Below are 21,179 nucleotides of genomic sequence, written 5' to 3' on the forward strand. Positions count from 1 at the left end.
CTGGTGGCGGAGCCGTCGCTCTTGTGAAGCTAGGCCCCATTGCCTGATGTCCCGCCAGAGTATGTCGGCAAGGGACCTTGTGCCCATGGGCTGGCGCGAGTGTCGACCAGACGGCGCACAATGTCGTCGTCGACAGGAGGCAAGAATGGACAAGGTCGTCCAGTCCGCCGTCGAGGCGGTAGCCGACATCCCCGACGGGGCGACCCTCGCGGTCGGTGGGTTCGGCTTGTGCGGTATCCCGAGCGTGCTGATCCACGCTCTGCTCGACTCCGGCGTCCAGGACCTGGAGGTGGTCAGCAACAACTGCGGCGTGGACGACTGGGGGCTCGGCCTGCTCCTGCAGGCCGGTCGCATCCGGCGGATCATCGCCTCGTACGTGGGCGAGAACAAGGAGTTCGCGCGGCAGTACCTGTCCGGCGAGCTCGAGGTCGAGCTGACGCCGCAGGGCACGCTCGCCGAGCGTCTTCGTGCAGGTGGGAGCGGGATCGCCGCCTTCTACACGCGAACCGGCGTCGGCACGCTCGTGGCTTCCGGTGGTCTGCCGTGGAGGTACGACGCCGACGGTGGCGTCGCCGTGTCGTCGCCGCCCAAGCCCGTCGAGACGTTCACCGTGCGGGGTGCCGAGCACGAGTTCGTGCTCGAGGAGGCGATCACGACCGACTTCTCGCTGGTGCGCGCCCTGCGGGGTGACCGGCACGGGAACCTCGTCTTCCACGCGTCCGCGCGGAACTTCAACCCGCTGTGCGCGGCCGCCGGCGCGGTGACGATCGCCGAGGTCGAGGAGCTGGTCCCGGTCGGGTCGCTGGACCCCGACTCCATCCACCTGCCGGGGATCTTCGTCGACCGCGTCGTCGCACTTTCACCCGCCGAGGTCGCCGACAAGCGCATCGAGCGGAGGACCGTCTCATGACTCTCACGCGCGAGCAGATGGCCGCGCGGGCGGCCCTGGAGCTGACCGACGGGTCCTACGTGAACCTCGGGATCGGGCTGCCGACGCTCGTCCCGGGCTTCGTCCCGCCCGGCGTCGAGGTGGTCCTGCAGTCGGAGAACGGGGTGCTCGGCGTCGGTCCGTACCCGTCCGACGACGCCGTCGACCCGGATCTCATCAACGCCGGCAAGGAGACGATCACGATCGCACCGGGGGCGTCGTACTTCGACTCGGCGCTCTCGTTCGCGATGATCCGCGGCGGCAAGGTCGACGTCGCGATCCTCGGGGCGATGCAGGTGTCGGTCGGCGGGGACATCGCCAACTGGATGATCCCCGGGAAGATGGTCAAGGGCATGGGCGGTGCCATGGACCTGGTCCACGGGGCTCGTCGGATCGTCGTGCTCATGGAGCACGTGGCGCGGGACGGGTCCGCGAAGATCCTGCCGTCCTGCACCCTGCCGCTGACCGGCGTCGGGGTGGTCGACCGGATCATCACCGACCTGGCCGTGCTGGACGTGACCGCCGACGGGCTCGTGCTGCGCGAGTGCGCCCCGGGGGTGTCCGCCGACGACGTCGTCGCGGCCACTCCCCTCGTGACCCTGGTGATTCCTTCTGATGTGCAGGAGATGGTGCTGTCATGAGCTCGTCGACTTCCCCTGACCGCGAGGTCGTGCTGCTCGCGTTCGCGCGCACTCCGATGGCGCGCCTGAACGGGTCGCTGTCGTCCCTGTCCGCCGCGTCCCTGGGCGCCGTCGCCATCGGCGGCGCGCTCGCGCGGTCGGGCGTCGACCCCTCCGAGGTCGACCAGGTGCTCATGGGCCAGGTGGTCCAGGCGGGCGCCGGCCAGAACCCCGCCCGGCAGGCGGCCGTCAAGGCCGGCATCCCGTGGACGGTGCCGGCGACCACCATCAACAAGGTGTGCCTCAGCGGGCTCACCGCGATCATCGACGCCGCGCGGATGATCCGGCTGGGCGAGGCCTCCGTCGTCGTCGCGGGCGGCCAGGAGTCGATGAGCCAGGCGCCGCACCTGCTCCCCGGCTCGCGGCGCGGGTGGACCTACGGGGACATCCAGGCGGTCGACTCCCTCGCGTTCGACGGCCTGACCGACGCGTTCGACCGCGAGTCGATGGGCTCGTCCACCGAGCGCGGGAACAAGGCGCTGTCGATCCCCCGGGAGGCGCAGGACCTCGTCGCGGTGGAGAGCCACCGGCGCGCGGCCGCCGCCGTGGAGTCGGGCGTCTTCGCCGACGAGATCGTGCCGGTCGAGGTGCCCCAGCGGCGCGGCGCGCCTGTGGTCGTGGCTCTCGACGAGGGGATCCGTCCGGAGACGTCGGTGGAGTCGTTGGCCTCGTTGCGGCCCGCCTTCTCCGCGGACGGGACGATCACCGCCGGGAACGCCTCGCCGCTGACCGACGGCGCGGCCGCGGTCGTGGTGGCCAGTCGCGAGTGGGCCGAGGCGCGCGGGCTCACCTGGCTGGCGTCCGTCGGCGCCTCAGGGCAGGTGGCCGGGCCGGACAACTCGCTGCACTCCCAGCCGTCCGCGGCGATCTCCGCCGCGCTGTCGCGGGGCGGCTGGGACCTGTCGACCGTCGACTTCATCGAGATCAACGAGGCCTTCGGCTCCGTCGTCGTGCAGTCTCTCGGCGACCTGGCGTACCCGCTCGAGCAGACGAACGTCCACGGCGGCGCGATCGCGCTCGGGCACCCCATCGGGGCCTCGGGGGCGCGGCTGGCCGGTCACGCCGCGATGGAGCTGGCACGGCGGGGCCAGGGACGCGCGGCCGTCGCCCTGTGCGGCGGCGGCGGGCAGGGCGAGGCGCTGCTGATCTCCCGAACCCCGGACTGACCTTCGTCCCCGCACGGCCGATGGGGCCGGCTCACCGGCCGTCGGCGCGATTCGCGCGGCGGCGGGCGGTGAGGCGCTTCGACTTCGCCTGATTGCCGCAGTCCGTCATGCTGCACCACCGGCGGCTGCCGTTCTTCGAGGTGTCGACGAAGAGGTACTGGCAGCCGTCCTGCGAGGCGCACGCCTTGACCCTCCCGAGCGACCGGCTCGTCGCCAGGTCGATCGCCGACTGCGCGATCCGCCAGCGCGGGAGCCGCAGGTCGGGGTCCCAGGTCCAGCGGAGGTCGGACCCGTCCGGCTGCAGCCGACCGTGCCGGAGCGCGTCGGTGTAGGCGTCCTGGACCGCCGCAAGGTGCCCAGCGTCTGCCCCGCCGTCCGTGGCTCGTCCGTAGAACAGCGCGAACACCGCCTCACGAAGGTCGCGAGCGCGGACCAGCTCGTCGCTCGCAGCACCGGGGTCCGCGTCTGCGTGGCGCAGAAGAACCTCGGCCTCCTCGAGGGACAGGCCACCGGCCCGCGTCACCCAGTCCACGAGGTCGGCATAGGTCGCCAGGAAGTCCAGCGGGACGTCGAGAACCCGTCCGTCCACCGAGTTCGCGACATCGAGGCACAGCGCCCCGCCGACGAGCTCAGGGAGCACCGCGTGCTGCATCTCCGACCTCCGCCCTCCGCTTCCTCCATATCTTGTTTTGATGGTAGCGCAGGCGTACGCTACCTGTATAAGCCATTTCGCCGGTAGCGGAGGTGATCGTGATGATCGACGGACTTGCAGTCATCGGAACACGGGCCACGTGGAACCTGGCGCACTCGGCGATGCCCGAGGCGCCCGTGCTCCCGGAGCGGGCCCGTCGACGTCGCCGCAGCGGCCTCCTGCGACCGCTCGTCGCCACCTCTCTGCGGTGGACGGCGGAGAGGCTGGACCCTCTCGGCGCCCCGCGGGCGATCTACCGCTGAGGCGTTGATGGACCGAGCACGTCGTCACGGGCACGCGTTCCAGCCGCGTGACGCGTCTACCCCGGCCGTCCACCTCGCCTCCATCGACGAGGAGTGGTACCGCTATCCACGGTCGGGSCGGGCTCGTGGCCCGGCCCGACCGCGGACGTCTCAGCGGACCTTCGCCGAGACGATCGACCCGTCGGTGAACACGTTCGTCGAGACGTACAGGCGACCGTTGGCCCATTCGATGCCCGCCGGCTGCGTGAACGCACCCAGCGGGGTCACCGTGCCGTTGCGGCTGATGGTCGAGACCTGGTTCGCGTACAGCTCGGCGACGTACACCGTCCCGTTCGGCGACAAGGCGACCCCGGTCGCGCCGGCCAGGCCCGTGGCCAGGAGCTTCACGGCGCCCGTCCGCGGGTTGACCTTGTAGACCGACCCGAGGTTGCCGAAGGTGCCGTCCTCCGGTCCCCCGGGCAGCGAGCTGACGTACAGCCAACCGTCGTGTCCGAGCTCGACGTCCGTCGGCACCGGCTCGAGGTTGTACGTGGCACCGACGGCGCAGTCCGGGACGCCGAACGCGGCGGCGACCTCGGCGGTGACGGTGAACGCGGCCGGCGGCAGGACGGCGACCGTGCGGACGTTCCCGTGCCGGTCGACGGCCAGGACGTCGTTGCCGCCGGCGTCGGCGACGAACGTGACACCGGGCAGCATCAGCGAGCCGTAGCCGTGGGAGTCGACCGCGCCGGGGTACGGGGCGAGGAACGGGGGAACCTGCGCGAGGCACTCGTCGGTCAGGCCCGTGAAGCCGTACGTGGTGCTGGCATCGGGGTTGTTGGTCTGCTCGTAGAGCAGGAGGTCAGCCACCTGCGTCACCGCGCCCGAGGGCGAGCGCCGCATGAGCAGGGACGAGCTGACGGACTCCATGTCGCCGACGCGGGTCGCGAACGTGGTCCACCCGAGCAGCGACGACACGGCGCTGACGTCGGTGCCCGGTGCCTCCTCGACGAGAGTCGTGGGTGCCTGGCCGGGCTCGACGGAGGACAGCAGGCTGGCGAACGCCTGCCCGACGACGATGCTCTTGCCGAACGGACCGACGTCGAAGGTCAGCGGGCCGGCGAGATGCTCCGCGACCGTCGTCGTCGACTTCAGGACGGGTGGCTTGCCGCCGCCGTGACCGGGATGCCAGTTTCGCGACAGGTCGCCCGTCCCGTGATGGCCCCAGCCGTCGTTCCCGTGTGCGGACGCGGGGATCGAGCCCGCGACCAGCAACCCTGCCGTCGCCGCTGCGACTCCGAGAGTTCGAAAGCGCATCTCTAAGAACCCTTCGCTCAGTCGGCTGGCACCGCGGCGCCATCGCCGACAAGCCGGACAAACTGGACACTCGACTATGCCGCGCCTGTGCGTTTCCTGTACAGCCCGAGTCAGACGGAGCTGCGCGCTGGCGTCGCCGTGGCGGGACCGGGCACGTAGCCGGGGATCTCCTCCAGTGCCCGGTAGACCGGCAGTCCGCGTTCTTGCGCGATTGCCACGTCCTGGTCCGCCCCCGTGGACTCGCCCTCGAGGCGCAGGACTGCGTGGCAGTGCTGGAGCAGACGCTCCGCCGTGGGGTACATGACGGAGGCCGCCAGGGGGTCGAGCGGGCCGTCCGCCCCGGCACTGGTGAGTACGGGGAGCGCCACCCACTCCCCGATCATCGGGATGTGCCCGCTGCGGAAGATCGGCCACGCCGCCTGCTCGAGGCGTTCGAGGTTCTGCGCCATCAGGTCGGGATCGTCGCCCGTCCCGGAGCGGTAGGGGCCGGCGATGAGGATGAGCATGGGATTCGTCATGGCCCAACACCGTACATGAATCGGCATGAACGTGTAAGATCGTGCACATGCTCGCTGCGCAACGCAAGGAACTCCTGCTCGGGCGCCTCCACGCCGACGGACGGCTTGTGGCCAAGGACCTGGCGGCAGAGCTGGACACGTCGGAAGACACGATCCGGCGCGACCTGCGCGAGCTCGCCGTCGCGGGTCTGTGCCAGCGCGTGTACGGCGGCGCCATCCCGGTCGCGCCGGCCGCCGCGAGCTATGCGCGGAGGCAGGAGATCGCCACGGCGAGCAAGCAGCGGGTCGCCGCTGCCTGCCTGGAGCTGATCGAGCCGGGGAGCACGCTGATCCTCGACGGCGGCACGACAGCGCTCGAGGTGGCCCGGTCCCTGCCCAACGACGCCGGGCTGACGGTGATCACCCACAGCCCGACGATCGCGGTCGCGCTCGTCGACCACCCGGCCGACGTCTTCATCCTCGGCGGTCGCCTCTTCAAGCACTCGGTCGTGGCCTCGGGCGCAGCCGCAACCGAGGCAGCGGCCCAGATCACCGCCGACGTGTTCCTGATGGGCGTCACCGGGGTGCGACCCGACACGGGACTCACCACCGGCGACGTCGACGAGGCCGCGATGAAGCGCGCCCTCTCGCGCCGCGCGGCTCAGACCTGGGTGATGGCCAGCGAGGAGAAGATCGGCGCCGCGTCCCCGTTCCCCGTCCTGCCGCTCGACGACGTGGCTGGGATCGTCAGCGACGCCGACAGCCGGCACCCGATCCTCACGGAGCTCGAGCGAACCGGCGTCCACGTGCTCCACGCCTGAGGGACGACTGCGCCCGGTGCGCCGGTCGGCTGTGCGCAACCGCACTGCCCGGCGGATCGCCTGGCTAGAGTGCCCCACGTGAGCCCGGCCGCGCGGACGACGACGTCAGGCCTGCACGTCCACGTCGCCGAGCGCACGGACGTGCTGGTCAGCGCGTTGGCGGAGGTGCTCGCCGTCGCTCCGGACGACCCGTTCACGCCGGACGTCGTCGCGGTGCCCACGCGCGGGGTCGAACGCTGGGTCGCGCAGCGGCTCTCCCACCACCTCGGCGTCGGCCCCGAGCCCGACGGCGTCTGCGCGAACGTCCTCTTCCCGTCGCCCCGCCGGTTGGTCGGCGACGTCCTCGCGACCACGCTCGGGCTCGGCCGGGACGAGGACCCGTGGACCCCGGACCACCTGGCGTGGCACGTGCTCGACCAGCTCGACGGCCACCGCGGCGCGGCCTGGCTGCACACGGTGAGCCGGTACCTGGGAGAGGACGACGCTGACGAGGTGCGGCGCAGCCGCCGGTTCCGGCTGGCCCAGCGGGTCGCCCGGCTGTTCGGCTCCTACGACGCGCAGCGGCCCGCGATGCTGCGCGCGTGGGCGCTCGGGGCGGACGAGGACGGCGCCGGAACGGCGCTTGCCGACGACCTGCTGTGGCAGCCGCGCCTGTGGCGGGCGGTCCGGGAGTCGCTCGGCGTGCCCGCGCCCGCCGAGCGGCTCGACGACGCGGTCGCGGCTCTCCTGGCCGACCCGTCGACGGTCGACCTGCCCGCGCGGCTCTCGGTCTTCGGCGCGACCGCGCTGCCCGACGCCCACCTGCGCGTGCTCCAGGCGCTCGCCGCGCACCGGGCCGTGCACCTGTGGATGCCGCAGCCGTCGCTCGCGCTCTGGGAGGCGACGTCACCGCTCGGCACCGTGCGCCGGTCGCAGGTCCCGGTCCGCGCCCACCACCCCATGCTGGCGTCGATGGCCGGCGACGCCACCGAGCTCGCGATGCGGGTCCTCGCGCTGGAGCCCGAGGTCGCGGTCCTCCCGTCCGCGCCGCGTCCCCGGTCGGCGCTCGGCGCGCTCCAGGACCGGATCTCCGACGACCGCGCCGACGGCCCGCGCCTCGACGCCGGCCCGGCCGACAGGTCGGTCCAGGTCCACGCGTGTCACGGCCGCTCACGCCAGGTCGAGGTGCTGCGCGAGGTCGTCGTCGGGCTGCTCGCCGACGACCCGACGCTCGAGCCGCGCGACGTCATCGTCATGTGCCCCGACGTCGAGACGTTCGCCCCGCTGGTCGAGGCCGTGTTCGGCGCGGCGGCGGGCACGGACGACGACGCCACGGAGCACCCCGGCCGGACGCTGCGGGTCCGGATCGCCGACCGCGCCCCGGCGAACGCCAACCCGGTGCTCGCCGTCGTCGCGACGCTGCTCGAGCTCGCGGACTCGCGGGTCGGCGCATCGGCCGTGGTCGACCTCGCAGGTCAGGCGCCCGTGCGCCGGCGGTTCGGCTTCGACGACGAGGAGCTCGACCGGGTCCGCGCGTGGGCGCTCGAGTCGGGGGTCCGGTGGGGCGAGGACCGCGCGCGGCGCGAGCGGTACGGGCTCGGCACCCTGCCGCAGGGCACGTGGTCGACCGCCCTGGACCGCCTGCTGCTCGGGGTCGCGATGGCCGAGGAGGACCAGCGCTTCGTCGGCGCGGTCCTGCCGGTCGACGACGTCGGCTCGACCGACGTCGACCTGGTCGGGAGGCTCGCGGAGTTCGTCGACCGCCTCTCGGGCACCCTCGCCGAGCTCCAGGGCGCACGTCCGGCCGGGCAGTGGTTCGACGCGCTCGACCGCGCCGTCCTGCTGCTCACCGACGTCGCGCCGGCGGACCGCTGGCAGCAGACCGAGGCCGCCCGGGCCCTCGCGCAGGGGCGTGCGTCGGCGGGCGACGGCACGACCTTGCGGCTCGCCGACGTGGTCGCGCTGCTCGAGCCGCACCTCGCCGGCCGCCCCACGCGGTCCGGCTTCCGCACGGGCGCGCTCACGGTGTGCTCGCTCGCGCCGATGCGTGCCGTCCCGCACCAGGTGGTCGCGCTGCTCGGCATGGACGACGGCGCGTTCCCGCGGGGATCGGGCCGCGACGGCGACGACGTGCTGGCGCGGGACCCGCTCGTCGGCGAGCGCGACGCCCGCCAGGAGGACCGGCAGCTGTTCCTCGACGCGGTGACGAGCGCCCAGCAGCACCTGGTCGTCGTCTACTCGGGTGCCGACGAGCGCACGGGTGCCCCTCGGCCGCCCGCGGTCCCAGTCGGCGAGCTGCTCGACGCGCTCGACGCGGCGGTCGTCGGCGACGCCCGCGCGCGGGTGGTCCGACACCCGCTGCAGACCGTCGACGAGCGGAACTTCGTCGCCGGCGCCCTCGGCCGCCCCGCCGAGCCGTTCAGCTTCGACGCGCTCGACCTCGCTGCCGCCCTCGCCGGTCGCGGCGACCGCCCGCCTCCCCCGCTGTTCGTCCCGTCCCCGCTCCCCCGGGGCGACCAGGACGAGCTCGACCTGGAGGACCTGGCGTCCGGCCTCGAGCACCCCGTCCGCGCCTTCGTGCGTCGCCGGTTGGGGGTGATCCTGCCGGGCGACGGCGCGCAGCTGGACGACCGCCTCCCGCTCGAGCTGGACGGCCTCGAACGGTGGTCGATCGGCGACCGCCTGCTGCAGGCGGCGCTCGACGGCGTCGACCTCGACGACGCCGCTGCGGCCGAGCGGCGCCGGGGCCACATGCCGCCGGCGACGCTGGGCGGCGCGACCCTGCAGCGGATCCGCGGCCAGGTGGAACCGCTGCTCGCCGCGACCGCGAAGTTCGTCGTCGAGCCCGCCACCAGCGTCGACGTCACCGTCGCCCTGCGCGGTGGCCGGGTTCTCACGGGCACCGTGAACGGCGTGCGCGACGACGTCCTGGTCCGGACCGCGTTCTCTCAGCTGGGCGCCAAGCACCGCCTGCGCGCGTGGGTGCAGCTGCTCGCCCTCGCCGCCGCAGTCCCGCACCGCACCTTCTCGGCGGCGACCATCGGCCGCGGACCCGCCAACAGCTCGCGGGTCGCGCTGCTCACGGCGCCGCCCGCGGACCAGGCGTCGGCGATCCTCGCCCGGCTCGCGGCGCTGTACGACGACGCGCTGCGCGGCCCGCTCCCGTTGCCGCTGGCGACCAGCCTCGCGTACGCGCACCCGCGCACCGGCGGTGGCGACGAGGCCGACGCGCTCGCCGCCGCCCGCCGGGAGCTGGGCACGGCCGACGAGGCGGCGAACGGGCGCGGCGGGTTCGAGTCCGTCGACGACTACCACCTGCTGGCGTTCGGCGACCCGTTCACGTTCGAGACGCTCGTCGCGGAGCCCTCCGGGAACGGGTCCGAGTCGACCCGGTTCGGTGCGCTGTCGATGGCGCTGTGGTCCGACCTCCTCGCGCACGAAGCGGTGGCGCAGGCATGACCGAGCTGACCCCGTTCGACGTCTGCGGTCCCCTGCCGGAGGGCACGGTGGTGCTGGAGGCGAGCGCCGGCACGGGCAAGACGACGACCATCGCCTCGCTGGCCGCGCGGTACGTGGCCGAGGGTGTCGTCCGGCTGCCCGAGCTCATGCTCGTGACCTTCGGGCGGCTGGCGACGTCCGAGCTGCGCGAACGCGTCCGCGAGCGCCTGGTCGTCGTCGAACGCGCATTGCGCCTGGGCACCCCGACGGACGATCCCGTGATCGCCCTCCTCGCCGACACCGACCCGGCCGAGCGCGCGGTCCGCGCCGGACGGCTCACCGTCGCCCTCGCGGAGTTCGACGCCGCGACGATCACGACCACGCACGGCTTCTGCCAGCAGATGCTCACGTCGCTGGGGACGCTGGGCGACGTCGACCACGACGCGCGCCTCGTCCCGGACATCGCGTCGCTCGAGGCCGAGGTCGTCGACGACCTCTACCTGCGCAAGTACTCCTCGACGTCGGACCCGACGCTGTCGGTGGCGGACGCCCGGACCATCGCGCACGAGGCGATCAGCGACGCGGCCGCGACGCTCGAACCCGCCGACGCCCCGGACGCGCGCGCCCGCGACGCCTACGGTCTGGCGCGGGCGGCGCGCACCGAGCTCGTGCGGCGCAAGCGCGCGCTCCGCCTGCTCGACTACGACGACCTGCTGGTGCTGCTGCGCGACGCGCTCGCCGACCCGTCCACGGGCCGGGCGGCGGCGGAGCGGGTCCGGTCCCGGTACCGCGTCGTCATGGTCGACGAGTTCCAGGACACCGACCCCGTGCAATGGGACATCCTGCGCACCGCGTTCCACGGGCACCGCACCCTCGTGCTCATCGGCGACCCGAAGCAGGCGATCTACCGGTTCCGCGGCGCCGACGTCGCCACCTACCTGCGCGCCCGCGCGGTCGCCTCGACGCAGACGCTGCACCGCAACTGGCGCGCGGACCCGGCCGTGCTCGACGGACTCGCCCCGATCATGTCGGGCACCGCGCTCGGCGACCCCCGCATCGCGGTCCGCCCGATCGAGGCGGCCCGGACGGGTCGGCGCCTCCGCGGAGGGCCCGGTGTTCGCCTCCGCCAGGTCACCCGTGCCGCGCTGGGTCAGCCGGACGACGCGAAGAACCCGCCGGTCGCCCGCGTCCGTGAGCTCGTCCACGCCGACGTCGCGGCGCAGGTGCTGCGGACCCTCCGGGAGGAGCAGCTGGCCGACGACGACGGCGGCTGGCGGCCCGTCGAGCCGGGCGACATCGCCGTGCTGACCCGTCGGAACCAGGACGCCCTGTCGGTCCAGCGCGCGCTCGCCGCGGCCGGCGTGCCGGCGGTCATCTCGATGCTGTCCAGCGTCTTCGCGACGGCGGCCGCCCGCGACTGGCTCGTCCTGTTCTCGGCGCTGGCGCGGCCCGGCGTCAACGGGTTCGTCTCCGCCGCGGCGCTCACGCCGTTCGTCGGCTGGACCGCGACCGACCTGGCCGAGGCCTCCGACGAGCGCCGCGACGAGCTGGCCGACCGGCTCCGGACGTGGTCGCGCGTGCTCGACGACCACGGCGTCGCGTCCCTCCTCGAGGCCACCGCGGCGGGCGGCCTGCGCGAGCGGCTGCTCCGCCTGCCCGACGGCGAGCGCCGGCTCACGGACGTCCGGCACGTCGGCGAGGCGCTGCACGCGGCGGCCACGCAGGACGGCCTCGGCGCGGCGGCCCTGCTCGAGTGGCTGCGCGCCCGGGTCGACGAGGCCGGCAAGGACTACACCGAGGAACGCAGCCGGCGCCTCGAGACCGACGCGGCGGCGGTCCAGGTCATCACGGTGCACGCGAGCAAGGGCCTGCAGTTCCCCGTCGTGCTCGTGCCGTACCTGTGGGACAAGTTCACGATGAAGGACCCGCCCACCATCCCCTACGACCGCGACGACCTCCGGCTGCTGCACGTCGGCGGCAAGGGCAGCACGGGCTACGCCGAGGCGTCGGCGAGCGGCGCCGCGGCGGAGGCCGGTGAGCAGCTGCGGCTCGCGTACGTCGCGCTGACCCGGGCCACGAGCCAGGTCGTCGTGTGGTGGGCGCCGTCCATGAACTCGATCCGCGGCTCGCTCACCCGGCTCCTGCTCGGGGGTCGCGACGCCGACGGCCACCCCGCCGAGCTAGTCAAGACCACCACCGACGCCCGCACGACAGCGGCGCTGGAGGCGCTCGTGGCGCCGGGCGGGGACGCGATCGCGTTGGAGGTCGTGAGCTCGGCCGAGGCGGCGGCACCGTGGACGCCGCCCGCACCGCCGGCGCGCGACCTCCGCGTGGCGAGGCTCCTGCGTCGGCCCGACGTCACCTGGCGCCGCACCTCCTACTCGGCGCTCACCGCCGCCGCCCACGACGCCGCCGCCCACGCGGTCCGCGACCGCGTGGGCTCCGAGCCGGAGTCACCGGGGATCCAGGACGAGCCCGACGTCGGCGAGGCTCTGCCCGTCGCGACGATCGTCGACGACGACTCCCTGCCGTCCCCCATGGCGGACCTGCCGTCCGGGACGGCGTTCGGCACCTTCGCGCACCGCGTGCTCGAGCTCGTCGACACGTCCGCGCCCGACCTGGCGGTCGAGCTGGCTCTCCGGTGTGCCGAGGCGTCGCCCACGTTCGACCCGTCGGCGACGGCGGCCGCCCTCCTCCCGTCGCTGCTGACCCCGCTCGGGCCGCTGGCGGGCGGCCTCACGCTCGCCGAGATCGCGCCGCGCGACCGGCTCGCCGAGCTCGAGTTCGAGCTGCCGCTGGCCGGCGGCGAGGTGGTCCGCCGCGGCGCCCGGACGATCCGCGACATCTCCGCGCTCCTACGGACCCACCTGAGCCCCGACGACCCGTTCGCCGCCTACGCCGACCGGCTCGACGACCCGGCGCTGGGCGCCGCCCGCCTGCGCGGCTACCTCACGGGCTCGATCGACGCCGTGCTCCGCGTCCCCGCCGATGTGCCGGGCGGCCACCGCTACCTCGTCGTCGACTACAAGACCAACCGCCTCGGCTCGTTCGACGAGCCTCTGACCGTCGCGCACTACCGGCCCGAGGCCACGCGCGTCGCGATGATGGACGCCCACTACCCGCTGCAGCTGTTGTTGTACTCGGCCGCCCTGCACCGCTACCTGCGGTGGCGCCTGCCGGGCTACGAACCGTCCGTGCACCTCGGCGGCGGGCTGTACCTGTTCCTGCGCGGCATGGCCGGCCCCTCGACGCCGACCGCCGACGGGGTCCCGTTCGGCGTCGTGTCCTGGCGCCCGCCGGCCGCGCTCGTCGTCGCCCTCTCGGACCTCCTGGCGGCGACATGACCGACTCCTACGCCGCGACGGTCCCCTGGCGCGTCACCGGCCTGCTCGAGCCGTTCGTCGCGGCCGAGCTCTTGACGTCAGCGGACGTGCACGTGGCCCACCGGCTCGGCGCGATCGGCGGCGAGACCGACGAGCGGGTCCTCCTCGCCGCTGCGCTCGCGGTCCAGGCGCTCCGCAGCGGCTCGGTCTGCGTCACGCTGGCCGAGGCGCCGTCGCTGCTCGACCCGTCGCTCCCGTGGCCCTCGGCCTGGGACGAGGCCGTCCGGCGCAGCCCGATCGTCGCCGACGGGCCGTCCGGACCCGCCGACCGCCCGCTGCGGTGGGTGGACGGCCGCGTCTACCTCGACCGCTACTGGCGCGACGAGCAGACGGTCCGCGTCGCGATGGCCACACGCCTCGCGGAGCCCGCCGCGTTCGATCCTGCCGCGCTGGCGTCGGCCGTCGACCGCCTCTTCCCGTCGTCCGTCGACGAACCGCAGCGGCAGGCGGTGCGCACAGCGGCGTCGTCGCACCTCACGGTCCTCACGGGCGGCCCGGGCACGGGCAAGACGACGACGGTCGCCCGCCTCGTCGCGGCCTTGCAGGCCGCCGCCGGCCCCGGCCTTCGGGTCGCGCTCGCCGCACCCACGGGCAAGGCGGCGGCCCGGCTGCAGGAGTCGATCGGCCTGGAGCTGTCCCGCCTGGACCTCGCGGACCGGGCGGCGGTCGGCGAGCTCCAGGCGATGACCATCCACCGGCTCCTGGGCTGGCGGCCCGGCACGACGACGCGGTTCCGGCACGACGCGCAGCGCCGCCTCCCGCACGACGTGGTCGTGATCGACGAGTCCTCGATGGTGTCCCTGCCGCTCATGGCCCGGCTGGTCGAGGCGCTGCGCCCGACGGCCCGCCTCGTCCTCGTCGGCGATCCCGACCAGCTGGCCAGCGTCGAGGCCGGGGCCGTCCTGGGCGACCTCGTCGCGTCGCTCCCCGGCGGCGTCGTCCGCCTCACCCACGCCCACCGGTACGGCCCGTCGCTCGCCGCCCTCGCGGAGTCGATCCGGCTGGGCGACGCCGACGCGACCCTCGTCCTGCTGCGGTTCGGCGACCCGCACGTCTCGCTCGTCGAGCCCGCCGCCGACCACCTCACGGCGACGGACGTCACCGGCCTTCGCGCCGACGTCGAGACCTCCGGCCGGGCCCTCGTCGACGCGGCCCGCGCGGGCGACGCCAGCGCCGCGCTCGACGCCCTCGGCACCCACCGCCTCCTGCTCGCCCACCGCGAGGGACCCCACGGCGTGAGCCACTGGGCCGCCACCGCCGAGTCGTGGGTCGCCGCCGCCACCGGCGCCCCGACCACGGGCGCCTGGCCGCTGGGTCGCCCCCTGCTCGTCACCGAGAACGACCGCTCGACCGGCCTCTACAACGGCGACACGGGCGTCATCGTCGCGGTCGGTGACGACGAGGTCGCCGTCGCGTTCGGCGAGCCGTCGGCCCCCCGCCTGGTCCGCCCCTACCGGCTCCCGGCCGTGCAGCCGGTCCATGCGATGACGGTCCACCGCGGCCAGGGCAGCCAGTTCGCGCGCGTCACCCTCCTGCTCCCGCCGGTCACGTCCCCGCTGCTCACCCGCGAGCTGCTCTACACCGCGGTGACGCGCGCCCGCGAGCACGTGCGGGTCATCGGCACCGAGGACGCCATCCGCGCGGCCGTCGAGCGACCCGTCCGCCGCGCGAGCGGTCTGCGGGAACCCCGCTGAGCACACCGTGAGTCCCTTGCCGGCCGGGGGCAGGTGACGCGACGGCGGGCCGAGGTCCTCCGTCAGCCCAGCGCGGCGGGCACCGTCTCGAGGGCGTGCTCGCGCACGTGGTCCAGGGCCCGCTCGACGGCGCCGACCGTGACGATGTCGCCGCCCAGAGTCGACGCGAGCACCTCGATGCCCGGCTCGACGGGGCCACCACCTGGATGGTGTCCCGGCACATCGTCTTCCCGATGATGGCGCCTATGAGCGCGACCGTGGCGATCTTCGCGTTCCTCGCCTCGTGGAACGAGTTCATGATGCCGCTCATCACCGCTGACTCCACGCTGCAGACGCTCCCGGTGCTGCAGAACAACTTCCAGACGCAGTTCAGCAGCAACTACAACGTCGCGTTCGCGTCTTTCCTCATGGCCATGACGGCAGCGATCATCGTGTACCGCTTCACCCAGCGCTGGGTGATGGCCGGCGGCACGCAGGGCGCGATCAAGTAGGCGCACCGACAGCCCGCCGGGCAACCGGCGGACCGTCGGGTCGTCCCTACTGCAGCACCGGCGCCAAGGCGTCGATCAGCGCGTGGCTGTTCGAGTCCTGGCTGATCTCCCACGCCATCGCGCCGCGCAGGTGCAGCGCCTTGATGAGTTTGGTCCGCTCGGCGATCGACCGCGGGCTGGAGAACGCGATCAGGGTCGGGACGGTCGCGGGGCCGGTGGTCAGGTTCGGGTGCTCCGCCGCGGGGTTGGTCAGGTACGGCTCCCCGGCCAGCAGGTTCCAGCGCACGGTGTAGCCCGCGCCCCCGGTCACGCCGGCCGCGTCCACGTAGCCGCCCTCGTCGACCAGCGCGTGGTAGCTCGGCTGCGGCGTGACGTCGACGGTCAGCGAGTTCGCGTCCGTCCCCGTGTTGTCGAACGGCTGGTACAGGCCGTTGTTCGCCGGCCCGGTGCGCAGGTACTGCTGGGCGTAGAACGGCACGCCGACGACGATCTTGCTGGCCGGGACCCCGTTGAGCAGGTACCAGGCGACCGTGCCGCTGGTGTTCCAGGTGAGGTCCTTGGCGTTGGGATCGCGCGGGTCGGGCGTGAACAGGGTGTTCGGCGACGCCTTCGGGCCGCTGGGCACGTTGAAGTCGTAGGTCATCACGTTGTCCCAGTCGAAGTACCTCGAGATCTCCTTCAGCTCGAAGTACTTCGTCGAGCTCTTCGCTGCCGGCAGCGCCGCGGTGAGCAGGTAGTGCTTGCCGGTGGTGGCGCCGTACGCGTCGAGCTGCTTGCGGAACTCGGCGGCCAGCAGCGTGGCGTTGTGCCGGTCCGCCGGGGTCGGGTTGACGTTGCCGCCGGCCACCTGCGTCGGGTACTCCCAGTCGAGGTCGATGCCGTCGAACAGGCCTGCCGCGGCGCCCGCTCCCCCGGCGCCCGCGGGCCAGCCGCCGCCGGGCAGGTTGCCCTTGATGAACGTGTCGATGCACGACGAGACGAAGCTCTGCCGCAGCTGCGGGGTGCTGGCCAGCGTGGAGAACCACGTCGACTTGGTCCAGCCGCCGAGCGAGATCTCGACCTTGAGGTGCGGGTTCGCGGCCTTGAGCTTCTGCAGCTGGTTGAAGTTGCCGAACAGGTGCTGGTTCGGGTCGTCGGGGTTGTCAGCGACGCCGTCGACCGTGTTGTCCCCCGTCCAGTAGACCTGCTGGTAGTCGGCCCAGGGGTCGAGGATGTCGCAGCTCGCCGCGCCCGTCGCCGGGTCGTACCCCGGGACGCCGAACGCGTACTGGATGACGTTGAGCTTCGTCGCCGGGATGTCCTTGACGAAGTAGCCGCGGCCGTAGACGTCCCAGTCGGCGAAGTAGGCGGTCACCACCTTCTTCGGCGCGTCGTTCGGGGGTGACGACGACGCCTGCGCCGGCAGCGGCGCGAGGAGCGCCGCGCTCACACCGACGGCAAGGGCTGCGGACACGGACACCCGACGGGAACGGTGCATGGGGCTCTCCTCGGCGCTGTGGAGGTCTGACGAATTAGTAAGTACTCCTACCAAATTGCAGTACCCCCACCCTATGACCCGGCGTCCGATCCGCGTCAAGAGTCCCGGTCTGTCCGTCGGCCCGTGCACATGGCCGCCCCGGGCCACCTGTGCGAGTTTGGACCTGTGCACCGCCACGGACTCCCGGCGCTTCGACTCACGTCGCGCCTGCGTCCGGCCAACCGGTCCGGGGTGAGCCTGCCGGCGATCGCCGCAGGGCGGCCCGAGCTCGGCTGGTTCCTGTCCGGCGAGCAGCGGGGCAACGACGCCACCCGGATCCGCCCGTGGACCGAGGGCAACGACGTGCGCCCGCTCGTGCACGGCGCCTCATACTTCGCGGCCCTCGCCGAGGCGCTGGAGCACGCGGGCCAGGGCGACCTGGTCCTCTTCAGCGACTGGCGCGGAGACCCTGACGAGCGGCTGACCGACGACGGCCCGACCGTGACCGAGGCGCTGTCGGCCGCCGTGCTGCGCGGGGCGCTGGTCAAGGGCCTGATGTGGCGCTCGCACCTGGACAGGCTGCGCTTCTCGAACAAGGAGAACCGCAGCCTGTCCGAGAGGGTCAACGAGGTCGGCGGCGAGGTGCTGCTCGACCAGCGCGTCCGTGCCGTCGGCAGCCACCACCAGAAGTTCGTGGTCGTCCGCCACCCGGACCGGCCCGCGCAGGACGTCGCCTTCGTCGGCGGGATCGACCTTGCCCACGGCCGGCGCGACGACGCCGACCACCGCGGCGACCCCCAGCCCCAGCCGTTCGCCCACCAGTACGGGCCGCGTCCGCCGTGGCACGACGTCCACGTCCGGCTCCGCGGCCCGGCCGTCCGCGACGTCGAGGACGTGTTCCGGGAGCGGTGGGAGGACCCCGCCTCGCTGTCCCGGCTTCCGTGGCAGGTGATCCCCGATGTGGTTCGCGACGAGGACCGCCAGCCCGGCCGGCTCCCACCGGCGACCCCGGACCCGCCCGACGCGGGCACGTGCTCGGTCCAGCTCCTGCGCACCTACCCCCGGCGCCGCCCCGGGTACCCGTTCGCGCCCGAGGGCGAGCGCAGCGCCGCCCGCGGGTACGCCAAGGCGCTGCGGCGGGCCCGGCGCCTCGTCTACGTCGAGGACCAGTACCTGTGGTCGGCCGACGTGGCGCGGGTCTTCGCGGCCGCGCTGCGTCGCGAGCCCGGGCTGCACCTGATCGCCGTGGTCCCCCGCTACCCGGACCAGGACGACCGGCTGAGCCTGCCTCCCGTGCGGCTCGGCCACACGCGAGCCCTGCAGATCGTGCGCGCCGCGGGTGGCGACCGGGTGCAGGTGCTCGACGTCGAGAACCACGACGGCACGCCCGTCTACGTGCACGCCAAGGTCTGCGTGATCGACGACGTCTGGGCAACCGTGGGCAGCGACAACCTCAACCGCCGGTCGTGGACCCACGACTCCGAGCTCACGGCCGCGATCCTCGACGAGCGCCTCGACGGTCGCGAGCCGCGGGACCCAGCGGGCCTGGGCGACGGCGCGCGGGGCTTCGCCCGCGAGCTGCGGCTCGAGCTGTGGCGCGAGCACCTCGATCGCGAGGACGACGCCGGGCTGATCGACCCCGCCGAGGCGGTCGAGGCGGTCCGGGCGAGCGCGGCCGCCCTCGACGCGTGGCACGCCGGCGGGCGTTCCGGCCCGCGCCCGCCGGGCCGGCTACGGGCGCACGCCCACGTGCAGCTGCCCCTCTGGCAGCGCCTGCTCGCGGCCCCTCCGTACCACGCGATCGTCGACCCCGACGGCCGGCCCGGGTGGATGAAGCTGCGCGGACAGTACTGACCTCCCGCGGATAGTCTCCGTCTGTCCGTTCCGCTCTTGGAGGTCCCGTGTCGTACGTCGTCGACTTCACCGAGGTGTCCACGGTCGGTCTCGAGTCCTCGCCGGTCGCGGACGCGCTCGCCGGCCTGCGGGCCAACGAGGCGCGCTACTTCAAGAACAAGTTCGACCACGTCTTCACGGTCGAGCCTGCCGACGAGGCGACGGAGACGATCGACTGGGTGCACGGCATCCTCGCGGACGAGCGCGACCTCACGATCTCGTCCCGCCCGCTCGAGGCGACGTCCTTCGTGGTCGACGGGACCCGGATGGCCTACGTGTTCTACGAGTCGGGCCTGTCCATCAACGTGATGTACGGCCTCGAGGACGGGAAGAAGCGCGCGGTCGGGTTCAAGCTGTCCGACGGCATGGACGTTCCCGACGAGCTCGCGGAGCGGTTCAAGTTCGCGCGGCAGAAGTCCAAGCTGGCCGGCACGATCCGCGGCTCGTTCTTCGTGATCAAGGGCGAGCACTGAACCTGCCTAGGCTCCAGGCATGGCCACCGTCATCCTCGTCCGGCACGGTCGGAGCACGGCGAACGTCGCGGGCATCCTGACCGGGCGGCTTGCGGGCGTCGATCTCGACGCGGTCGGGCGCGACCAGGCCGCGCGCGCGGCGGAACGGCTCGCCGCCGTCCCGCTGGTCGCCGTGGTCTCCAGCCCGCTGGCGCGCTGCCGGCAGACGGCGCGGATCATCGCGGAACGCCACTCGCTGCCCACGACGCTCGAGCCGGGCATCACCGAGTGCGACTACGGGCAGTGGCAGGGGCGCCCGCTCAAGGAGCTCGCCCAGGAGCCGCTGTGGTCGGTGGTGCAGACGAAGCCGTCCGAGGTCGTGTTCCCGGGCGGCGAGTCGATGGCGGCCATGCAGGCGCGGGCGGTCGCGGCCATCCGCCGGCACGACGCGGCTCTGGAGAAGGAGCACGGCGCCGGCGCGGTGTGGGTCGCGGTCTCGCACGGCGACATCATCAAGTCCGTCCTCGCGGACGCGCTGGGCATGCACCTCGACCTCTTCCAGCGCATCACGGTCAACCCCGGCTCGGTCTCGATCGTCCGGTACGGCACCACGCGCCCCGAGGTGGTGGCCACCAACACCGACTCCGGCGACCTCTCGTGGCTCCGCGCCGCAGGCCCGGTCGGCGACGCGCCCGTCGGCGGCGGCGTCGGCCCCCAGGCTGCGGACCCGACCCCCTCGTAAACTGACCGACATGCCGACCCTTGTGCACCAGTTCGACTGGCCGGACCGCGTCGTCGTCGGGACCGTCGGTAGCCCCGGTTCTCGCACGTTCTACCTGCAGGTCCGCGACGGCGCCCGGAGCGCCAGCGTCGCGCTGGAGAAGGAGCAGTCCGCGGTGCTCGCCGAGAAGATCGACGAGATCCTGGACGCGTTGATGGCCGACGAGGGGAACCGTTTCAGCGTCCCCGCGGCCACGCCCGCCGAGCTGGTCGACAACGACCCGCTGGACCAGCCCGTCGAGGAGCAGTTCCGCGCCGGCACCATGCGCCTGGGCTGGGACGCGTCGACCGCCCAGGTGGTCGTCGAGGCGCTGCCGCTGGACGACACGGACGACGACGAGGACGAGGACGAGGACGAGCACGAACCCAGCGAGATGCTCGTCATCCGGATGCCGGTGGGGACGGCGCGCGCATTCGTCCAGCGCACCCTGCAGGTCGTCCGGTCGGGTCGGCCACTGTGCCCGCTCTGCGGTGCGCCGATGGACGACGACGGCCACGTGTGCGGCGCGCCCGGTTCGTGACCGACCTCCTGGGCGGTGAGCTGGAGCTCGTCGGGCGCATCACGGTCGCCTCGAACGCGACGTTTCTGGCCACCCTCGGCGACGTGCAGGTCGTCTACAAGCCCGTCGCGGGCGAGCGTCCCCTGTGGGACTTCCCGGACGGGACCCTGGCCAACCGCGAGCGGGCCGCCTACCTGGTCTCCGAGGCGTTCGGCTGGGACATCGTGCCGACCACCGTCCTGCGCGACGGGCCACTGGGCGAGGGCATGGTGCAGCTCTGGCAGGAGCCCGATGCGTCGCAGGACCCCGTCGACGTCGCCGCTGCGGCACCCGAGGGGTGGCGGGCCGTCTATCAGGGCATCGACGACGACGACCGCCCGGTGACCCTGATCCACGAGGACTCGGTGCCGCTGCGCCGGATGGCGGTCTTCGATGTTGTGATCAACAACGCCGACCGCAAGGGCGGGCACGTCCTCCCGATGCCGGACGGCCACCGGTTCGGCGTCGACCACGGCGTCACGTTCCACGTCGAGCACAAGCTGCGGACCGTCCTGTGGGGCTGGCGGGGCGACGCGCTCGACCCCTCGGAGGCGGCCGGCGTCGAAAGGGTGCGCTCGCTCCTCGACGGCGACCTCGGTGAGCGCCTGACCGGCCTCCTGACCGACCGAGAGGTGTCAGCGTTGGCCGCCCGCTGCGAGAGATTGCTCCGGCGCGGCATCTTCCCGGGTCCGTCGGGCGACATGCCGGCGTTCCCGTGGCCGTTCTTCTGAG

General features: G+C 73.4%; 17 protein-coding genes and 1 pseudogene. 13 read left to right on the forward strand and 5 right to left on the reverse strand.

The window, feature by feature from the left end:
* The first annotated feature begins 145 nt into the window (after nt 1–145).
* From AC1DT4_RS00315 to AC1DT4_RS00325, 3 genes are read left to right on the forward strand one after another with little or no spacing between them, the layout of a single operon-like run.
* Nucleotides 146–910: a CoA transferase subunit A gene (locus AC1DT4_RS00315; protein ID WP_477087767.1), complete on the forward strand. Its 765-nt coding sequence runs from the start codon at nt 146–148 to the stop codon at nt 908–910.
* The gene (locus tag AC1DT4_RS00320) at nt 907–1,569 is read left to right on the forward strand and encodes a 3-oxoacid CoA-transferase subunit B (RefSeq protein ID WP_477087768.1); all 663 of its coding nucleotides are present in this window, start codon (nt 907–909) and stop codon (nt 1,567–1,569) included. Before AC1DT4_RS00315 ends, AC1DT4_RS00320 begins: the two co-directional genes overlap by 4 nt.
* The gene (locus AC1DT4_RS00325; RefSeq protein ID WP_477087769.1) at nt 1,566–2,774 is read left to right on the forward strand and encodes an acetyl-CoA C-acetyltransferase; all 1,209 of its coding nucleotides are present in this window, start codon (nt 1,566–1,568) and stop codon (nt 2,772–2,774) included. Before AC1DT4_RS00320 ends, AC1DT4_RS00325 begins: the two co-directional genes overlap by 4 nt.
* 31 nt (nt 2,775–2,805) lie before the next feature.
* Here the strand turns inward: AC1DT4_RS00325 and AC1DT4_RS00330 are convergent, their stop codons facing one another.
* From AC1DT4_RS00330 to AC1DT4_RS00340, 3 genes are all read right to left on the reverse strand, one after another.
* Nucleotides 2,806–3,426 carry a CGNR zinc finger domain-containing protein gene (locus tag AC1DT4_RS00330; RefSeq protein ID WP_477087770.1) on the reverse strand — a complete coding sequence of 207 codons (621 nt, stop codon included), beginning with the start codon at nt 3,424–3,426 and terminating at the stop codon, nt 2,806–2,808.
* Between the two features lie 452 nt (nt 3,427–3,878).
* Complete coding sequence (locus tag AC1DT4_RS00335; protein WP_477087771.1) at nt 3,879–5,024, reverse strand: ScyD/ScyE family protein; 1,146 nt, start codon at nt 5,022–5,024, stop codon at nt 3,879–3,881.
* A 110-nt stretch (nt 5,025–5,134) separates the two neighbouring features.
* Nucleotides 5,135–5,542 carry a DUF4406 domain-containing protein gene (locus tag AC1DT4_RS00340; RefSeq protein ID WP_477087772.1) on the reverse strand — a complete coding sequence of 136 codons (408 nt, stop codon included), beginning with the start codon at nt 5,540–5,542 and terminating at the stop codon, nt 5,135–5,137.
* Between the two features lie 47 nt (nt 5,543–5,589).
* Between AC1DT4_RS00340 and AC1DT4_RS00345 the strand changes: the two genes are divergently transcribed.
* From AC1DT4_RS00345 to recD, 4 genes are all read left to right on the forward strand, one after another.
* Entirely contained in the window at nt 5,590–6,342 is a 753-nt protein-coding gene (locus tag AC1DT4_RS00345) for a DeoR/GlpR family DNA-binding transcription regulator (protein WP_477087773.1), read from the forward strand.
* Nucleotides 6,343–6,420: 78 nt separating this feature from the next.
* Nucleotides 6,421–9,780 (forward strand): exodeoxyribonuclease V subunit gamma, encoded by a 3,360-nt coding sequence (gene recC / locus AC1DT4_RS00350; protein WP_477087774.1) that lies wholly within the window; start codon nt 6,421–6,423, stop codon nt 9,778–9,780.
* On the forward strand, nt 9,777–13,103 hold the full coding sequence (locus AC1DT4_RS00355; RefSeq protein ID WP_477087775.1) for a UvrD-helicase domain-containing protein: 3,327 nt from the start codon (nt 9,777–9,779) through the stop codon (nt 13,101–13,103). Before recC ends, AC1DT4_RS00355 begins: the two co-directional genes overlap by 4 nt.
* Complete coding sequence (gene recD / locus AC1DT4_RS00360) at nt 13,100–14,836, forward strand: exodeoxyribonuclease V subunit alpha (protein ID WP_477087776.1); 1,737 nt, start codon at nt 13,100–13,102, stop codon at nt 14,834–14,836. Before AC1DT4_RS00355 ends, recD begins: the two co-directional genes overlap by 4 nt.
* Before the next feature lie 62 nt (nt 14,837–14,898).
* Here the strand turns inward: recD and AC1DT4_RS00365 are convergent, their stop codons facing one another.
* On the reverse strand, nt 14,899–15,057 hold the full coding sequence (locus tag AC1DT4_RS00365; protein WP_477087993.1) for a hypothetical protein: 159 nt from the start codon (nt 15,055–15,057) through the stop codon (nt 14,899–14,901).
* Between AC1DT4_RS00365 and AC1DT4_RS00370 the strand changes: the two are divergent.
* Nucleotides 15,016–15,327 (forward strand): annotated as a pseudogene (locus AC1DT4_RS00370) (ABC transporter permease subunit); the annotation flags it as partial. The gene AC1DT4_RS00365 and the pseudogene AC1DT4_RS00370 sit on opposite strands and share 42 nt — an antisense overlap.
* Nucleotides 15,328–15,373: 46 nt before the next feature.
* On the opposite strand, the gene AC1DT4_RS00375 reads toward AC1DT4_RS00370, so the two are convergent.
* Entirely contained in the window at nt 15,374–16,804 is a 1,431-nt protein-coding gene (locus AC1DT4_RS00375) for a glycoside hydrolase family 18 protein (RefSeq protein WP_477087777.1), read from the reverse strand.
* Nucleotides 16,805–17,035: 231 nt separating this feature from the next.
* On the opposite strand from AC1DT4_RS00375, the gene AC1DT4_RS00380 reads away from it, so the two are divergent.
* Genes AC1DT4_RS00380 through AC1DT4_RS00400 form a run of 5 tightly spaced genes read left to right on the forward strand, consistent with a single transcriptional unit; the run spans nt 17,036 to nt 21,178 of the window.
* Nucleotides 17,036–18,637 (forward strand): phospholipase D family protein, encoded by a 1,602-nt coding sequence (locus AC1DT4_RS00380; protein WP_477087778.1) that lies wholly within the window; start codon nt 17,036–17,038, stop codon nt 18,635–18,637.
* A gap of 47 nt (nt 18,638–18,684) precedes the next feature.
* Nucleotides 18,685–19,149, forward strand: coding sequence for a phage tail protein (locus tag AC1DT4_RS00385; RefSeq protein WP_477087779.1), 465 nt, complete (start codon nt 18,685–18,687; stop codon nt 19,147–19,149).
* Between the two features lie 19 nt (nt 19,150–19,168).
* Nucleotides 19,169–19,870, forward strand: coding sequence for an MSMEG_4193 family putative phosphomutase (locus AC1DT4_RS00390; RefSeq protein WP_477087780.1), 702 nt, complete (start codon nt 19,169–19,171; stop codon nt 19,868–19,870).
* A 10-nt stretch (nt 19,871–19,880) separates the two neighbouring features.
* Complete coding sequence (locus AC1DT4_RS00395) at nt 19,881–20,429, forward strand: DUF3090 domain-containing protein (protein WP_477087781.1); 549 nt, start codon at nt 19,881–19,883, stop codon at nt 20,427–20,429.
* Complete coding sequence (locus AC1DT4_RS00400; protein WP_477087782.1) at nt 20,426–21,178, forward strand: SCO1664 family protein; 753 nt, start codon at nt 20,426–20,428, stop codon at nt 21,176–21,178. The genes AC1DT4_RS00395 and AC1DT4_RS00400 overlap by 4 nt, the downstream gene beginning before the upstream one ends.
* The last annotated feature ends 1 nt before the right edge of the window (nt 21,179 follow it).

The organism is Cellulomonas sp. P4_D11 (assembly GCF_056401915.1).